This is a genomic window from Flavobacterium sp., assembly GCF_044348915.1.
GTDB lineage: Bacteria > Bacteroidota > Bacteroidia > Flavobacteriales > Flavobacteriaceae > Flavobacterium.
The window spans coordinates 1-15,965 of record NZ_JBIKRX010000035.1; the positions used below are offsets into that span (position 1 = coordinate 1).

General features: G+C 34.4%; 12 protein-coding genes. 6 read left to right on the forward strand and 6 right to left on the reverse strand.

The window, feature by feature from the left end; genetic code table 11:
- Positions 1-233: 233 nt before the first annotated feature.
- The 4 genes from ACIQ1E_RS07780 to tsaD form a co-directional block, all read right to left on the reverse strand.
- Positions 234-557, reverse strand: a complete 324-nt coding sequence (locus ACIQ1E_RS07780) for a hypothetical protein (RefSeq protein ID WP_396170242.1) — start codon at positions 555-557, stop codon at positions 234-236.
- A 161-nt stretch (positions 558-718) separates the two neighbouring features.
- Positions 719-1,357, reverse strand: a complete 639-nt coding sequence (locus tag ACIQ1E_RS07785; RefSeq protein ID WP_396170280.1) for a DUF4159 domain-containing protein — start codon at positions 1,355-1,357, stop codon at positions 719-721.
- A gap of 103 nt (positions 1,358-1,460) precedes the next feature.
- A complete protein-coding gene (locus tag ACIQ1E_RS07790) occupies positions 1,461-2,165 on the reverse strand; it encodes a 16S rRNA (uracil(1498)-N(3))-methyltransferase (protein WP_396170243.1) in 705 nt (234 codons plus the stop codon).
- Between the two features lie 2 nt (positions 2,166-2,167).
- Positions 2,168-3,190: a tRNA (adenosine(37)-N6)-threonylcarbamoyltransferase complex transferase subunit TsaD gene (tsaD, locus tag ACIQ1E_RS07795; RefSeq protein WP_396170245.1), complete on the reverse strand. Its 1,023-nt coding sequence runs from the start codon at positions 3,188-3,190 to the stop codon at positions 2,168-2,170.
- Between the two features lie 200 nt (positions 3,191-3,390).
- Between tsaD and ACIQ1E_RS07800 the strand changes: the two genes are divergently transcribed.
- The 5 genes from ACIQ1E_RS07800 to ACIQ1E_RS07820 all read left to right on the forward strand — a co-directional run bounded on the left by ACIQ1E_RS07800 (position 3,391) and on the right by ACIQ1E_RS07820 (position 11,581).
- Positions 3,391-7,821 carry a translocation/assembly module TamB domain-containing protein gene (locus ACIQ1E_RS07800; protein ID WP_396170247.1) on the forward strand — a complete coding sequence of 1,477 codons (4,431 nt, stop codon included), beginning with the start codon at positions 3,391-3,393 and terminating at the stop codon, positions 7,819-7,821.
- Between the two features lie 213 nt (positions 7,822-8,034).
- Entirely contained in the window at positions 8,035-9,021 is a 987-nt protein-coding gene (gene pfkA, locus ACIQ1E_RS07805) for a 6-phosphofructokinase (RefSeq protein WP_396170249.1), read from the forward strand.
- Between the two features lie 88 nt (positions 9,022-9,109).
- The gene (gene gap, locus ACIQ1E_RS07810) at positions 9,110-10,114 is read left to right on the forward strand and encodes a type I glyceraldehyde-3-phosphate dehydrogenase (protein ID WP_396170251.1); all 1,005 of its coding nucleotides are present in this window, start codon (positions 9,110-9,112) and stop codon (positions 10,112-10,114) included.
- Positions 10,115-10,279: 165 nt separating this feature from the next.
- On the forward strand, positions 10,280-11,131 hold the full coding sequence (locus ACIQ1E_RS07815) for an N-acetylglucosamine kinase (protein WP_396170252.1): 852 nt from the start codon (positions 10,280-10,282) through the stop codon (positions 11,129-11,131).
- 78 nt (positions 11,132-11,209) lie between these two features.
- A complete protein-coding gene (locus tag ACIQ1E_RS07820) occupies positions 11,210-11,581 on the forward strand; it encodes a methylglyoxal synthase (RefSeq protein WP_396170254.1) in 372 nt (123 codons plus the stop codon).
- On the opposite strand, the gene ACIQ1E_RS07825 is transcribed toward ACIQ1E_RS07820, so the two are convergent.
- Positions 11,571-11,951 carry a RidA family protein gene (locus ACIQ1E_RS07825; RefSeq protein WP_396170256.1) on the reverse strand — a complete coding sequence of 127 codons (381 nt, stop codon included), beginning with the start codon at positions 11,949-11,951 and terminating at the stop codon, positions 11,571-11,573. The two genes, ACIQ1E_RS07820 and ACIQ1E_RS07825, sit on opposite strands and share 11 nt — an antisense overlap.
- A 40-nt stretch (positions 11,952-11,991) precedes the next feature.
- Positions 11,992-14,745: a putative LPS assembly protein LptD gene (locus ACIQ1E_RS07830; RefSeq protein WP_396170258.1), complete on the reverse strand. Its 2,754-nt coding sequence runs from the start codon at positions 14,743-14,745 to the stop codon at positions 11,992-11,994.
- Positions 14,746-14,823: 78 nt separating this feature from the next.
- Between ACIQ1E_RS07830 and ACIQ1E_RS07835 the strand changes: the two genes are divergently transcribed.
- Positions 14,824-15,951 (forward strand): N-acetylmuramoyl-L-alanine amidase, encoded by a 1,128-nt coding sequence (locus tag ACIQ1E_RS07835; protein WP_396170260.1) that lies wholly within the window; start codon positions 14,824-14,826, stop codon positions 15,949-15,951.
- The last annotated feature ends 14 nt before the right edge of the window (positions 15,952-15,965 follow it).

Consider the following 15,965-nt stretch of genomic DNA (forward strand, 5'->3'; position numbering starts at 1 on the left):
CTTTTCTCAATAATGCTTTCAGTTCTTCGGAACTATAATTTGTTACTCTTAATGCTGCTCTACTCATGGTTTTTTTGAGTAAAGATACATATATTATTTGTAATTACATATTAGACTTTATATAATTGTTACTAATTCAAAAGTGATTCCAACGTTTGCTTTAATACCTGACCATTCTGCAGGAACGCTTCCAAAATCAGCGTTAGTAGCTGTAAAGTCTTTGTTTAATACATCTATTTGTGATTGTATTTGGGCATCTGAATATTTTCAGTGGCCGTTCTATATAAAACATTCACTACAACTGGAATTACGATTTTGCCATTAACCAATCTGAAATTTGAATTAAGTTTCGAAATTCTAGCTTTTGTAAAAGTTTCAATTTCATTCATTCTAATAGCTAGAGTCGGATCGGCTTCTAATTGAGCCTGAAGGACATCTTGCGACGCACACATTCTACGACCGTTTACATTAATTGCGGACTCTGTTGTGTCAACTGATTCGTTTTGACACGAAAATAACATCAAGGTTGCGGCTGCAGATAAAAGGATTTTTCTCATAATGGTTAGGGTTAAATGTTAATTGGTTTGGTTAAAATTTTCACAATTTTATAAAAAAAAAAATATAAAAAAACCAAATATATCTAACAAAATAACGAGTATAATGAAATAATTATCAAACACTTATTTCTTGAGTATTTTTTTATTTTTCAGAAAAAAAATCAATTATTAAAAATGTAGTTCATAATATTAGCTCCCATTTTTAGGGCTTTTTCCCTGACTGGGGCTGGGTCATTATGAACTTCGGCATCTTCCCAACCATCACCTAAATCACATTCGAAAGTATAGAATAAAACTAATCTATTTTCTATGAAAATTCCAAAAGCTTGTGGGCCTTTTCCGTCGTGCTCGTGAATTTTAGGTAGCCCATTGGCAAATAAATACGGTTTCTGAAAAATGGGATGATTCGCCGGAATTTCGACTAAATTCGTATTTGGGAAAATTTTCTTGATTTCTTTTCTAATGTATTGATCCATACCAAAGTTATCATCAATATGAAGGAATCCGCCCGAGGTCAAGTAATTCCTAAGATTGCTCGCATCTGCATCGCTGAAAACCACGTTGCCGTGTCCTGTCATATGCAGGAAAGGATAAGAAAACAAATCGGGACTACTGGGCACTACTGTTGCCGGTTTTGATTTTATTCGAGTATGGATATTAGCATTGCAATATTTAATCAAATTGGGCAAAGCGGTCGGATTGGCATACCAATCTCCACCGCCGCTATATTTAAGCAAGGCAATTTCTTGGGAAAAGCAAGCTATTGGAAAAAAAAGAAGGATGAAAAATACTTTTTTTATAAACATTTGAAATTGCTATTAATTATCCAAATCTAATTAAAAATCTGCGTTTGATCCGTGCCTTTGCGCAGCAAATCCGTTTTATCAGCGTGCTATTTATTCTTTACTCATTCACAAAAACTACACTATGACATGCCACAATAGCCGCAGTTTCAGTTCGCAGTCTAGTATTTCCTAAAGATACAGGAACATAATCATTTTCTAAGGCCAACGCAATTTCTTTTTCCGAAAAATCGCCTTCTGGACCTATTAGTAAAGTAACATTTTCGTTGGGTTTCAAAACTGATTTCAAAGATTTTTTATCTGTTTCTTCGCAGTGAGCAATAAGTTGCAGGCCTTCACTTTTTTGTTTTACAAATTCTTTGAAAGTGATGGCTTGGTTTAGTTTTGGCAGAAACAAAACATTTGATTGCTTCATTGCGGTTAGTAAGATTTTTTCAAAACGTTCTCTATTCACAACTTTTCGCTCAGAGCGGTCACAGATAATAGGTGTGATTTCGTAAATGCCAATTTCGGTGGCTTTTTCTAAAAACCATTCGTAACGATCATTCATTTTGGTAGGAGCAACCGCTAAATGCAAATTGAATTTTGAAGGCTCTGTTTTTTCTACACTTAGAATCTCAACGGTACATTTATTGTCTGAAGCCAGCGTAATTTCCGTTTTGAATAACAAACCCAAACCATTGGTTACAAATAAAATATCGGTATCTTTTTTGCGTAAAACTTTTATAATGTGCTTGCTTTCTTCTTTGTCAAAAGAAAAGCTCTCGGTCGTTTCGTCGATATTTGGATTGTAAAATAATTGCATAATTAGAATTGAATTCGTGCTTTGGAAACAACAGATGAAGTTTCGAAATTTTCAGATAAAAACTTTTGATAACCTACAATTCCAATCATTGCAGCATTATCAGTGGTGTATTCAAATTTAGGAATGTAGGTTTTCCAACCGTATTTTCCTTCAGCCTCTTTCAGCGTGGTTCTAATCCCTGAATTGGCAGAAACGCCGCCACCTATCGCAATTTGGGTGATGCCTGTTTCTTTAACGGCCTTTTTGAGTTTGTCCATCAAAATTTCGATAATCGTATGCTGAATTGATGCGCAGATATCATTGATGTTTTCGTCGATAAAATTGGGGTTTTCTATTTTCTTCTTTTGAATAAAGTACAAAATGGCTGTTTTCAATCCTGAAAAACTAAAGTCTAATCCGGGAACTTGGGGTTTCGTGAAAGCAAAAGCTTTCGGATTGCCTAATTGTGCATTTTTATCTACTAATGGACCGCCAGGATAGGGAAGACCCAGAATTTTGGCGCTTTTGTCAAAAGCTTCTCCCACCGCATCATCAGTGGTTTCGCCAATGATTTCCATATCGAAAAAATCGTTCACCTTTACAATTTGAGTGTGACCACCAGAAATGGTCAATGCCAAAAACGGAAAACTGGGTTTATCAAAACCTTCTTCGTCAATAAAATGCGCCAAAATATGAGCTTGCATATGATTTACTGCAATCAGAGGGATATTTAAAGCCAATGATAATGATTTTGCAAACGAACTTCCCACCAATAGCGACCCCATAAGTCCCGGTCCTTGTGTAAAGGCAATTGCAGAAAGTTGGTCTTTTGTTATATTTGCTTTGCGTAAAGCAGCATCAATTACAGGAACAATATTTTGTTGATGAGCACGAGAGGCAAGTTCGGGTACAACACCTCCGTACTGATTGTGAATCAGTTGGTTAGCTACAACATTTGAGAGAACTTTGTCATTTTTTAAAACTGCTGCTGCAGTATCATCGCAGGAACTTTCAATAGCTAGAATAAAAACCTCGGAATTTTGCATAAAAAGGCACAAATTTTGAATTATATTTGACAATCCGTTTGAAATACGATACGGAAAAGCCAAAATTAAAGAATTTTTATTTAAGGTACTGCCGTTTGAGTGCTCAAAATAGAATTTAGAAATAAATTAAAAAATAAATAGGTATCAAAAAAATTCAAAAAATAGTATTTCGTTCGGTTCTTGGACTAATCCTACTTTTATTGCTACTTGGTATCGCACTTGCTTTGCCTTTTGTTCAAACCAAAATCGGTCAATATGCAACTGATGCTCTCAACGAAAAGTATAAGGTCAATATCAATGTTGAGCAGGTTTCACTGACTGTTTTTGGTGGTGTGAAACTGAAAAAAGTCCTTATTCTCGACCATCACAAAGATACTCTTATCTATGCCAACCGTATCAAAACTACAATTTTAGACTTTGAAAAATTATTGAATGTTGATCTTATTTTTGGCGATATAGATGCCGATGGATTGTATTTCAATATGAAAACCTACAAAAAGGAAAAGGAATCCAATCTTGATAAATTTGTTGCAGCTTTTGATTCAGGAGCGCCACCATCTGACGAGCATTTTTTGATGACTGCCTCTAAAGTTAAAATCACCAACGGAAGGTATAGTCTCATTGATGAGAATAGAGAAGATCCTACCGATGTAGATTTCAAAAAGATTAATTTAGCTGCTACAGCATTGCGAATTTATGGGGCTGAAGTAAGTACAACCATCAATGCCCTGTCATTTCAGGATCACCGTGGGATTTTTGTAAAAGATTTAAGCACGAAGTTTAGTTATAACTCGAAGCATATCAAACTGGAGAATCTTGATTTGCTGACCAACGAATCCAACTTGAAAGGATCTGTGGTAATGAATTATGATATTGAAGATTTTTCCAATTTTACGGACAAAGTTGAATTCGATATCAAATTGGAAAAAGCCAATTTAGGAACTAATGACATTCGAGGTTTTTATGATGAACTAGGAAAAAATCTACGGTTTAAAATCAAAGGCAGAATTAAAGGTCCACTCAATAATTTAGTTTTGACTAATTTAAATCTAAATGACACCAAAAGTTCCCAGATAGTTGGTACCATAAATTTCAAAAATCTTTTTCCTAGCAAGGGGAAAGAGTTTTATATGAATGGAAAATTCGCCAAGCTTTCGACCAATTATGATGATTTAGTTACCATTTTGCCCAATGTTCTAGGTAAAAGATTGCCTTCTATTTTAAAGAAATTAGGAACAATAAATTTAGTGGGTGATGCGCAAGTAACCACTACTTCCTTGGATTCCAAATTTAAAATGAATACTCAGTTAGGAAATATAAATTCTGATTTGAGTATAGACAATATGGATTTGACCGACAAAGCCGCTTATGCAGGTAATGTGGTTTTGGATAATTTTGATATTGGGGCTTTAATTGATAGAAAAGACCTGGGGAAAGCAAGTTTGAATCTTGATGTTGATGGCAAAGGATTTTCTGAAAAGTATTTGAATACAAGCTTGAAAGGGAATATTTCTCAGATTAATTACAATAACTACAGTTATAAAAATATTGACTTAAGTGGTAATTTCGATAGAGGACTTTACAAAGGAGCCATTAAAGTGGATGACCCGCACCTGAAATTGAATTATGACGGTTTGGTCGATTTGAGCAAAAAAGAGAGTAGGTATGATTTTCATATTAATGTCGAAAATGCCGACTTGAAAAAATTGAATTTCAAAAAAGATTTGATTTCAAAATTCAAAGGTGATGTTATTGTAAAATTATCAGGAAATTCTATTGATAATCTGAAAGGCGATGTTTTGATTAATAAAACGACCTATCAAAATGCAAAATCAACCTATTATTTTGACGATTTTTTTATCAATTCGTCTTTTGATCAAGCTGGGGTGAGAACCATTAAATTAGAATCTACAGATATTGTTGAAGGAGAGATCGTAGGGAAATTCCAATTCAATCAATTGCAAAGTTTAGTTCAGAATTCATTAGGCAGTCTTTATGAAAATTACCGCCCATTGAAAGTTAGAAAAGGACAGTTTCTGAAATTTGATTTCACAATTTATAATAAAATAATAGAAATTTTTTATCCTGAAATTTCTATTGCTACAAATACTGCTATAAAAGGGAATTTAGGTTCTGATAATCACGAATTCAAATTCGATTTCAATTCGCCAAAAATAACTGCTGCAAGTAAAACATTTGATAACGTCAGGATAAATGTAGACAATACAAATCCGCTTTACAGTGCTTTTATCGAGGTCGACAGTATTAAAACAAAACAGTATAATATTAGAGATTTTAGTCTGATAAACGTGATTGTGAAAGACACGATGCGCATTCGATCAGAGTTTAAGGGTGGTACAAAAGGTCAAGATTATTTCAATTTGAATTTGTATCACACCTTCAACAAAGACAACAAAAATGTCGTAGGAATCCAGAAATCAGAAATCAAATTAAAAGACTATTTGTGGTATTTGAATGAAAAGGAAGAAGATAACAATAAAATAGTTTTTGATAAATCTTTTAAGAATTTCATTTTCGACAATATCATTCTGACTCATAATGAGCAAGAAGTTACTTTTATGGGTGAGATGAGAGGGGAAACGTACAAAGATTTCAAACTTAATGTTAGAAATGTAGATTTGAATCAAATTACGCCTGCAGACCCAAGTTTTGATATCAAAGGAAACTTGAATGCGGAGATTGATTACAAACAAGATAAGAATGTATATAAACCGACGGCTTCGATTCAGATCGATGAATTGAAGATTAACAAAGTAGGATTGGGCAATTTGAATTTTGAAATTTCGAGCGATGAAAGTTTCAAAAAATTTAATGTAAAATCATCAATCGAAAAGGATAATCTATCCTCTTTAGATCTAGATGGTAGTTTTGAGATAGTGGATAAAAACACTATTTTGGACTTACAATTAAAGCTAGATCAGTTTAACTTAGGATTCTTAAGTCCGCTTGGAGGCGAGGTGATTTCCAATATACGAGGCTTTGCATCAGGAAGTGCAACGATAGAGGGAGACCTTAATAAACCCAGTATCGACGGAAGACTTTATGTAGATGAAGCAGGATTGAACGTCCCGTATTTGAATACAGATTATGCTTTAGATAAAAGGACCATTGTGGATTTAGTTGATGAGAAGTTTTTGTTTAAAAACAATAAGCTTATTGATACCAAATTTGGTACCCAAGGGTATTTGAACGGAGTGGTAGAACATCGCAGTTTTTCGGATTGGAAGTTGGATTTGAAAATTAATTCCAAAAATTTATTGGTATTAGACACACAAGATTCAGAAGACGCAGCTTATTACGGAATTGCGTTTATCGATGGAGAGGCAACTATAAAGGGGACAACAAATGCTTTGTTTATAAAAGTTGATGCAAAATCTCAGAAAGGTTCCTCACTTAAAATCCCAATCAGTGATTCTGAAAGTGTGAGTTCGAATGATTTTTTACACTTTTTGACCAAACAAGAAAAATTTAATATAAAAAATAATATTGTTGATAATTCTAGAAATTACAACGGACTTGAACTAGAATTTGATATTGATATAACACCCGATGCCGAAGTTGAGGTGATTCTGGATCGAAATACAGGGCATGGAATGAAGGGTAGAGGAAATGGAACCTTACTTTTAAAGATCAACACCTTAGGAAAATTTAATATGTGGGGTGATTTTCAAGCCTACGAAGGATTTTATAACTTTAAATACGGAGGAATTATTGATAAAAAATTCACCGTTAAAAAAGGAGGTTATATTTCTTGGGAAGGAGATCCTATGAAAGCGAGATTGAATCTTGAAGCTATTTATAAGACTTCAGCAAATCCTTCGGTGCTGCTAGAGAATTCTTCTTTTAATCAGAAGGTAGATGTAAATGTAGTCATAGGGCTTCATGGAGATTTAACCAAACCTGAGCCCGACTTTAATTTCGAGTTTCCTAGAGTAAGTAATGTGCTGAAAGCGGAGATAGATTACAAACTGACAGACAAAGATGTGAGGCAAACTCAAGCTTTGTATTTGTTGTCTACGGGTAGTTTTTTAAGCTCGGAAGGTGTCAATCAATCAGCTTTTTCTCAAAGTGCTTTCGAAACTGCTTCAAGTTTACTGACCAGTATGATTCAGTCTAATGATGAAAAATTTCAAGTGTCATTGGATATTATTGGTGCTGATAAGACCAATGGGCAAGAAGTTGACGGTCGATTTGTAGCCGAGATTTCATCAAAAATCAATGATAGAGTAACCATCAATGGAAAGGTTGGGGTACCTTTTGGTGGTGTTTCGCAAACGGCAGTGGTAGGTAATGTTGAAATTTTGTACCGGGTAAACGATGATGGAACCGTAAATTTACGCTTTTTCAATAGGGAAAATGATATTACTTATGTGGGCGAAGGAATTGGCTATACACAAGGAGTCGGGGTTTCTTATGAGGTTGAATTTAATACTTTCAAAGAATTGGCCAATAAGTTTTTCAAAAAAGTTAAAATCAAAAAAGCCGACAGCACGGATAGTATTGACCATGATTCCAATTTTGTTCCGGACAGGGATCCCTCGAAATCAAGTAAACCCAATACTAAAGAAACGGCGCCAAATCATGAAGGAAGAGTTCCAGAAGAAGACTAACTTCATCAGTAAAAAGGTCTGGTTTTATGATTCATAAACAAATTTTACAAGTTGTTAAATTGTCATTTATTGAGGTAAATATTTTTTTTATTACAATATTTATGCAACTTATTAACGATAACGTTTGAATTTGGCTAGTTTTACTAAATTATTAAAAACATACCTGCTAAATTGCCGAATGTTTATTAAATTTACACTTTTAATACTCAAATAATGTCAAAAACAATAAATAAAATAGCTGTGCTAACCTCTGGAGGAGACTCTCCGGGTATGAATGCAGCCATCAGATCAGTAGTTAGAACTTGTGCTTATCATAAAATAGAATGTGTTGGAATATATAGAGGTTACCAAGGAATGATTGAAGGAGACTTTATTCCTATGGGACCAAGAACCGTACATAATATTATAAATAAAGGTGGAACGATTCTTAAATCGGCTCGTTCGAAAGAGTTTATGACTCCGGAAGGTCGTAAAAAAGCATACGAACAATTGCAAAAAGCAGGAGTCGATGGTTTTGTAGTAATTGGAGGAGATGGAAGTTTTACTGGAGCGGAAATTTTCAATAAAGAGTTTAAGTTTCCTGTAATGGGAATTCCTGGAACTATTGATAATGATATTTTCGGAACCAGTCATACTTTAGGGTATGATACTGCTCTAAATACGGTTATAGATTGTATCGATAAAATTCGTGATACGGCTAGTTCGCATAATAGATTGTTCTTCGTTGAGGTTATGGGTCGTGATGCAGGACATATCGCTTTGAACGCCGGAATCGGAGGAGGAGCTGAGGAGATTTTAATTCCAGAAGAAGAATTGGGATTAGAAAGATTGCTTGAATCTTTGAAGAAAAGTAAAGCGGCAGGTAAATCGTCGAGTATTGTCGTTATTGCAGAAGGAGATAAAATTGGTAAAAACGTATTCGAATTAAAAGATTATGTCGAAGCTAATTTGCCAGAATACGAAATTCGTGTGTCGGTTTTAGGACATATGCAACGTGGTGGTGCACCATCTTGTTATGATAGAGTTCTTGCCAGTAGATTAGGTGTTAAAGCCGTAGAGTGCTTGATGGAAGGAAAATCGAATTTTATGGTTGGGATGTTAAATGATAAAGTAACCATCACGCCATTGTTGCAAGCTATCAAAGGTGAATCGAAAATTGATAAAGAATTACTTCGAGTTGCCGAAATAATGTCAGTGTAAAAAAAATAGGCTTCGGCCAAACAGTAATAAATCAAATTAATAATAATCTGCTTGAAGCATGAGCTTTGAGCCAAAACAAGTAAAAAAAATGTCAAAAGTAAAATTAGGAATCAATGGATTCGGAAGAATTGGAAGAATCGTTTTTAGAGAATCTTTTAACAGAGATAATGTAGAAGTAGTAGCAATCAACGATTTGTTAGACGTAGATCACTTAGCTTATTTATTGAAATATGATTCAGTTCACGGACGTTTCAATGGAACTGTTGAAGTAAAAGAAGGAAAATTATATGTTAACGGAAGAAACATCCGTATTACTGCCGAAAGAAATCCAGCAGATTTAAAATGGAATGAAGTCGATGTTGATGTAGTAGCTGAATGTACAGGTATTTTTACAACTATTGAAACTGCAAATGCTCATATTACGGGTGGTGCTAAAAAAGTAATTATTTCAGCTCCGTCTGCAGATGCTCCAATGTTTGTAATGGGTGTAAACCACGAAACTGCAAAAGCTTCAGATCTTGTTGTTTCTAATGCATCTTGTACTACAAACTGTTTAGCTCCTCTAGCTAAAGTTATTAATGATAATTTTGGAATTGTTGAAGCTTTGATGACTACTGTTCACGCTACAACTTCAACTCAAATGACTGCTGATGGTCCTTCTAGAAAAGACTGGAGAGGTGGTCGTGCAGCTGCTATAAACATTATCCCATCATCAACAGGTGCTGCAAAAGCAGTTGGAAAAGTTATTCCAGCCTTGAATGGTAAATTGACAGGTATGGCTTTCCGTGTTCCTACTGCTGACGTTTCTGTAGTTGATTTAACTGTAAAAGTAGCTAAAGAAACTACTTATGAGGAAATCATGGCTGCTTTGAAATTAGCTTCTGAAACTAGTATGAAAGGTATCTTAGGATATACTGAAGATGCTGTGGTGTCTCAAGATTTTATTTCTGACAAAAGAACCTCTATCGTTGATGCTGCTGCAGGAATTGGATTGAGTTCTACTTTCTTCAAATTAGTATCTTGGTATGATAATGAATATGGATATTCAAGTAAATTGATTGATTTATCTGTTCATATCGCAGGTTTAAAATAACTTTTAATGTGAAATAGAAATCCCGTAAAATGTTTTTTTTACGGGTTTTTTTTCGCAAAATTTTGTATTTTTGGAAGTTAAAACAACGTAGCATCTTCGGATGTATTTATTAATAGGGAATTATATTTTACATGTTTAATCGTAATTCCAAAATCCTAGAATAAAATGAGATTATTAGTTGATAGTGGCTCTACAAAAGCCGATTGGATTGCAATAGATGAAGATGGAAAAATATTATTTACCACCCGAACTTTAGGGTTGAATCCTGAAATCCTTGACGAAGATGAAATCATCGATCGATTGAATGACAAATTTGATATTTTACAAAACAAGGATAAAGCCACCCATCTTTTCTTCTATGGTGCTGGTTGCGGTACAGATCGGATGAAAATTATGCTTTCGCAAGCTTTTCAAAAATATTTTTCAAATGCCATTGTAGATGTTCAGGAGGATACTTATGCAGCAGTTTTTGCAACAACTCCTAAAGGTGAACAGGCGATTGTTAGTATCTTAGGAACAGGTTCAAATTGTAGTTTCTTTGATGGAAAAGTATTGCATCAAAAAGTGCAATCATTGGGCTATATTGTAATGGATGATTGTAGCGGTAATGTTTTTGGAAAAGAATTAATTCGCAAATATTATTTCAATAAAATGCCTAAGGATTTAGCAAAAGAGTTTGAAAAAGAATACGATTTAGATCCTGATTTCATCAAAAATAAATTGTACAAAGAGCCCAATCCAAATGCTTATTTAGCTACGTTCGCTAAATTTCTTATTCAAAATAAAGAAAACGAATTTTGCAAAAAAATCATTTATAAAGGAATGAAATCTTTTATTAAAAATTACATCAAACAATTCGACAACCATAAAGAAGTTCCTGTTCATTTTGTAGGATCAATTGCTTTTTATCTCAAAGAGGAATTACAAGTAATGTTTGATAAATACGAAATGAAATTAGGTAATGTGTTGAGACGACCAATCGATGGTTTGATAGCTTATCATATTGCAAATAAATAAATAGTCTAAACCTGATTTTGTAATCAGGTTTTTTTATAAACTAAACGATGAGATTGCTTCGCAAGCTCGCAAAGACATATGGAAATAGCAATTATAGCACACGACGGAAAAAAAGCCGATATGGTTCAGTTTTTGAATAAGAACAAGACCGTTTTAATGCGGGAAAATATAAAACTGATAGCGACTGGCACAACGGGCTCTAAAGCCGAAAGTGCGGGTTTCAAAGTCAAAAAAATGCTCTCCGGTCCTCAAGGTGGCGATGCTCAAATTGCGGGAAGAGTTGCCGAAGGAAAAACAAAAATGGTATTGTTTTTCAAAGACCCTTTATCGAGTCACGCACACGAATCGGATGTGAATATGTTATTGCGTGTTTGCGATGTTCATAATATTGCCATAGCCACAAACGAAGCCGCAGCACAATTGTTTTTGAATGCAATCGCTAGAGAATAGCAATCATCGAAATTTCGACATTTACATTTTTTGGCAACCCTGCCACCTGAACCGTTTCACGCGCTGGAGCGGTTTTTTCGTCGAAGTACGAACCGTAAACAGCATTGATTGCTCCAAAATCTCCCATATCCATAATAAATATTATCGATTTCACCACGTTTTCAAAAGTCATTCCAGCCGCTTCGAGAACAGCCTTCATATTTTCCATAACTTGTTTGGTCTCTTCCTCAATGTTTGAAGTGACCAATTCACCATTTTTTGGATTTATTGCAATTTGCCCCGAAGTATAAAGTGTATTTCCTTTCAGAACTGCTTGGTTATAAGGGCCAATTGGTGCTGGAGCTTGTTCAGTAAAAATTATTATTTTCATAGTAACTGATTTTTAGTATATGTAAAAAAAACGTACTTATTTATCGATTGCTTGCGCTTCGTTTATCATACTTTAGATCACTTAGGATACCCGATTTTATGCCGATAAAGAAATTCCAGTTCGCTTGATCACCAAAGGGCTGCCAGCTAAAATCCATACGCCAACTCAATAAATCTCGTTCAAAACGAAGTTGGGTATAGGTAACTCCATTTTGTACAAAATCATAACCTGTAGAAACCCCGACTTTCCATTTGGGAGTTAAATCTCCATTAGCAGAAATCATGATAGAATTTCCAGTAATTTTGCTTTCTCTATTGATGTTGCTATAAGTAAGCGAATAGGCAAAGGTCATATCCCAAGGCAATTTAGCAGCAAAAAACTCAGCAATTTTATCAGTTTCTTCCTCATCTTCGTCGTCAAATTGACTTCTACCTCTTACGTTGTCTATTGTATTACGTCCAAACAAATCATCATCACGACCACCATTTCGTTGACCTTCCTTGTTTTTGGCTTCTTTATCTTTTTTATCTTTATCTGAATCTTTGCTAGAAATTGCATAATTCAAAGTCATATTGGCGCTTGTCATTCTAAACAAACTACCGCCATTATTGATATTATAAACATTTATTCTATTGCCACCATTGTCAATTGCATAAGGATCTAAAGTTGCTCCAAAGTTCATATTCAACTTGTCCTTAAAAAGCATTGTTCCCCCGCTTACTCGAACTGGAGCCCATGCTAGCGTAGTTTTTCCGTCGGCATTAAGATCATAACTAGTAGCAAAATTCAAATTATTGAGAAGCATTATTTTTTTAGCTTCTACTTTGGTACTGTCCGGATCGGTGATTTTAGCTTCAAAAGTATTGGACAATTCAAATCCAAGGATATTGGAGTTATTATTGGCTGGTGCTCCAAATACTCCTCCTTCGAAGCGAGTATATTCTTTGGTCATTTTTCCCGAAGCATCAGTAGCATAGGTGTCGTAATATTTTTCGAAACTAGGGGTGTAACCATACGAAAGATTAGGGCGCATCACGTGTCGAATGGATTTAATTTTATTATCGGGTTTGAAATTGAATGTACCATAGATGGTTGTTCCCAAACTACTCGAAAAATTATAGGTTCTAAAGGCATCAAACCCATTGATTGTTTGATCTACAACTTGGCTTTGGTCATCATCGTAAAATCTTTTGATGGTTTTTAAGGTCCAAACTTCATTATAATTCATTACGGTGGATGCGCTAAAATGTTTGAATATTTTGAAATTGGTACTTAACGGAATCGAGTGTTGCATGCCAATTTGTGCATTATCAAACATTGCTTTCGAAAAGAACAAAGAATCTGTGGTGACAAAACTGTTTTTCCCGACTAGATTGTACAGTAAATTGATGTTTTTGAAAAAACCTTTTTTAACGCCATCTTTCCCCACAAAAGGGTAAATTCTATCCACACTGTATTGCAAATCAGGCAATGTCATATTGATTTCAGAAGTTTGAGTATTTTGCGAATGTGTAGCACTCAACGATAATCGAGATCCTACGGAGCCCTGAAATGTTTTACTATACGAAATAGAGGATGTCAAAGTGTTATTTAAATTCGATCCGATATTAGACTGGTTGATAGATTGTTGATAGTATTTACTACTTCCCATATTGACCGAGGCCGAAAAACTAGAATTAGGACTTCCTTTAGAATCTTTCGAATGTGACCATTGCAGATTGTATATGTTTTGTTTGGAATAATCTGGATAACCGCGTTCGCTATTGATCAAGTTTTCGAATCTAAAGTTCAAATTCCCTCTATAACTGTACCTTTTAGCATAACTGGTTTCAAAGCGTAAACCATAACTGCCGTTAGTGTAATAATCCCCAAGGACCGTTAAATCATAGTAGTCGCTTAGTGCAAAATAATAACCTCCATTTTGCAATGAAAATCCTCTGTTGTTCGAATCATTGTAGCTTGGCAAAAGGATTCCTGAAACACTAGTTTCTTTACTCATCGGGAAAAACGCAAAAGGCAAAGCAATAGGAGTTGGTACATTGGCAATTACCATATTAGTCAACCCAGTAACTACTTTTTTTCCGGGAATGATTTTTACTTTTCTAGTTTGAAAATAATATTCTGGATTATCGACGTCTTTTGAGGTAGTGAATCGAGCTCCTTTCAAGAAATAAACCGAATCATTTTCTTTTTTGGTTAACTCTGCTTTGACGTTGAATTCTCCTTGGTCGGATCTTGAATTCCAGATTATAGCTTTTTTGGATTTATAATTAAATCGAATAGAATCCGGTTCAATGACATTCTCTGCTTGCTTAAAGTTTGGATATTGCGAAGGTTTACCGAGCGAATCTTTGATTCGTCCTGCGAGTACCTCATTAGTTTCATAGTTCATTACGATGATCCCAGATTTCAATTCTGTATCCGTCTGCTTAATTTCTGCGTTGTTGTAGAGGGTAATGAGTTTTTTCTTTTGCTCTATTTTAACATAGTCAGCGGCATTGTATTTTATTTTTGCTTCAAGAAGAACTTTGGGTTTAAGGCTGTCTTTTTTAATCGTATCAGCTGTAATTTGCGCAGTTGCATTCGGTTTATTTTTCTTTTCGGCAGCAGTATCTGATTTTTTTTTTGCTTTTTTAGCTGGTATTGAAGTCGTTTTTGGGGATATATCTTGAGAATATATTTTACAAGTCCCTATTGTTAGGAAAAATGATAATAAAACGATATTAAATAAGTTTGTATTCAAAGGTTTTAATGCTATTTTTGTAAAAATATGGCTTGTTTTTTGACGTGTCAAACTTACATATAAATTTTTTGCAAAAATAGTCAAATAATCTATTTATAGCCTCTGTGTTTTAATTTAAATTAACTTTTGATGAAGAAAGTCAACTATAAAAAATCCATTTTAATAGTGTTTTTAATATTCTTATTTTGTGGTTCTGCTTTTTCACAAAAAAATCAAACATTTACAGTTATCCTTGATGCAGGTCATGGAGGAAAAGATCCAGGGAATTCATACCACGGTTTTGTCGAAAAAGAGATTGCTCTGAAGACCACATTAAAAGTTGGTGCAATGCTAGAAAAAGAAAAAGATTTAAAAATCATTTATACACGCACTTCAGATGTCTTTATTGAATTGGCAAAAAGGCCAAAGATTGCTAATAAGGCAAATGCAAATTTATTTATATCCATACATTGTAATTCAGTTAAAAATTTTGGTCCCTCTGGAACTGAAACTTTCGTAATGGGATTATCTCGAAGCGATATGAATCTTGAGGTCGCAAAGAACGAAAACTCGGTTATATTAATGGAAAATAATTATAAAGAAACTTATGAAGGCTTTAATCCCAAAAATCCCGAATCTTTAATAGGATTGACGCTGAAACAAGAAGATAATCTATACAGCAGTATTGATTTAGCGACTAAAATCCAGAATAATTTCACGAATAATTTGGATAGAAATTCAAGAGGGGTAAAACAACAACCACTTTGGGTTTTAGATGCGGCATATATGCCTAGTGTATTGATCGAATTGGGTTTTTTGTCAAATAAAGAGGAAGGGGCGTTTTTGAATTCAGAGGAAGGTCAAAATAAAATGGCACGACAAATAGCAAATGCGATAAAGTCTTATAAAAGTGACTATTTTGGAGGATCTTCAAATACGGCATCTACCAACGAACCAAAAGAATCGGGTGTAAAAAAAAGCGAATTTGCAGAGCAGTCTAATGCCGTTGATTTTTTTAGTGGGTCTGTTTATAAAGTTCAGCTTTTTGCGGGTTCGCAAAAACTGCCGTTGAATTCTAATAAATTTAAAGGGTTAAAAAACATATCAAGTACCCTGTACAACGGTGTTTACCGATATACTTATGGTGCAACTTCAAATTTGGCAGAGGCAAATCAGTTGCAATTAGAAGCCAAAAAAGCTGGATTTCCCGATTCTTATATTGTTTGTATTAAAGATGGGAAAAGCAGTAAAGTTATTGATGTAGCTAAACAAATATAGTTAAATTTGTAAAA

What these genes read in the sequence shown, in the direction of transcription:
- gap (WP_396170251.1), top strand. Translation starts at nt 9,110, where the DNA reads ATGTCAAAAGTAAAATTAGGAATCAATGGATTCGGAAGAATTGGAAGA.
- tsaD (WP_396170245.1), bottom strand. Translation starts at nt 3,190, where the DNA reads ATGCAAAATTCCGAGGTTTTTATTCTAGCTATTGAAAGTTCCTGCGAT.
- ACIQ1E_RS07780 (WP_396170242.1), bottom strand. Translation starts at nt 557, where the DNA reads ATGAGAAAAATCCTTTTATCTGCAGCCGCAACCTTGATGTTATTTTCG.
- ACIQ1E_RS07835 (WP_396170260.1), top strand. Translation starts at nt 14,824, where the DNA reads ATGAAGAAAGTCAACTATAAAAAATCCATTTTAATAGTGTTTTTAATA.
- ACIQ1E_RS07815 (WP_396170252.1), top strand. Translation starts at nt 10,280, where the DNA reads ATGAGATTATTAGTTGATAGTGGCTCTACAAAAGCCGATTGGATTGCA.
- pfkA (WP_396170249.1), top strand. Translation starts at nt 8,035, where the DNA reads ATGTCAAAAACAATAAATAAAATAGCTGTGCTAACCTCTGGAGGAGAC.
- ACIQ1E_RS07820 (WP_396170254.1), top strand. Translation starts at nt 11,210, where the DNA reads ATGGAAATAGCAATTATAGCACACGACGGAAAAAAAGCCGATATGGTT.
- ACIQ1E_RS07825 (WP_396170256.1), bottom strand. Translation starts at nt 11,951, where the DNA reads ATGAAAATAATAATTTTTACTGAACAAGCTCCAGCACCAATTGGCCCT.
- ACIQ1E_RS07790 (WP_396170243.1), bottom strand. Translation starts at nt 2,165, where the DNA reads ATGCAATTATTTTACAATCCAAATATCGACGAAACGACCGAGAGCTTT.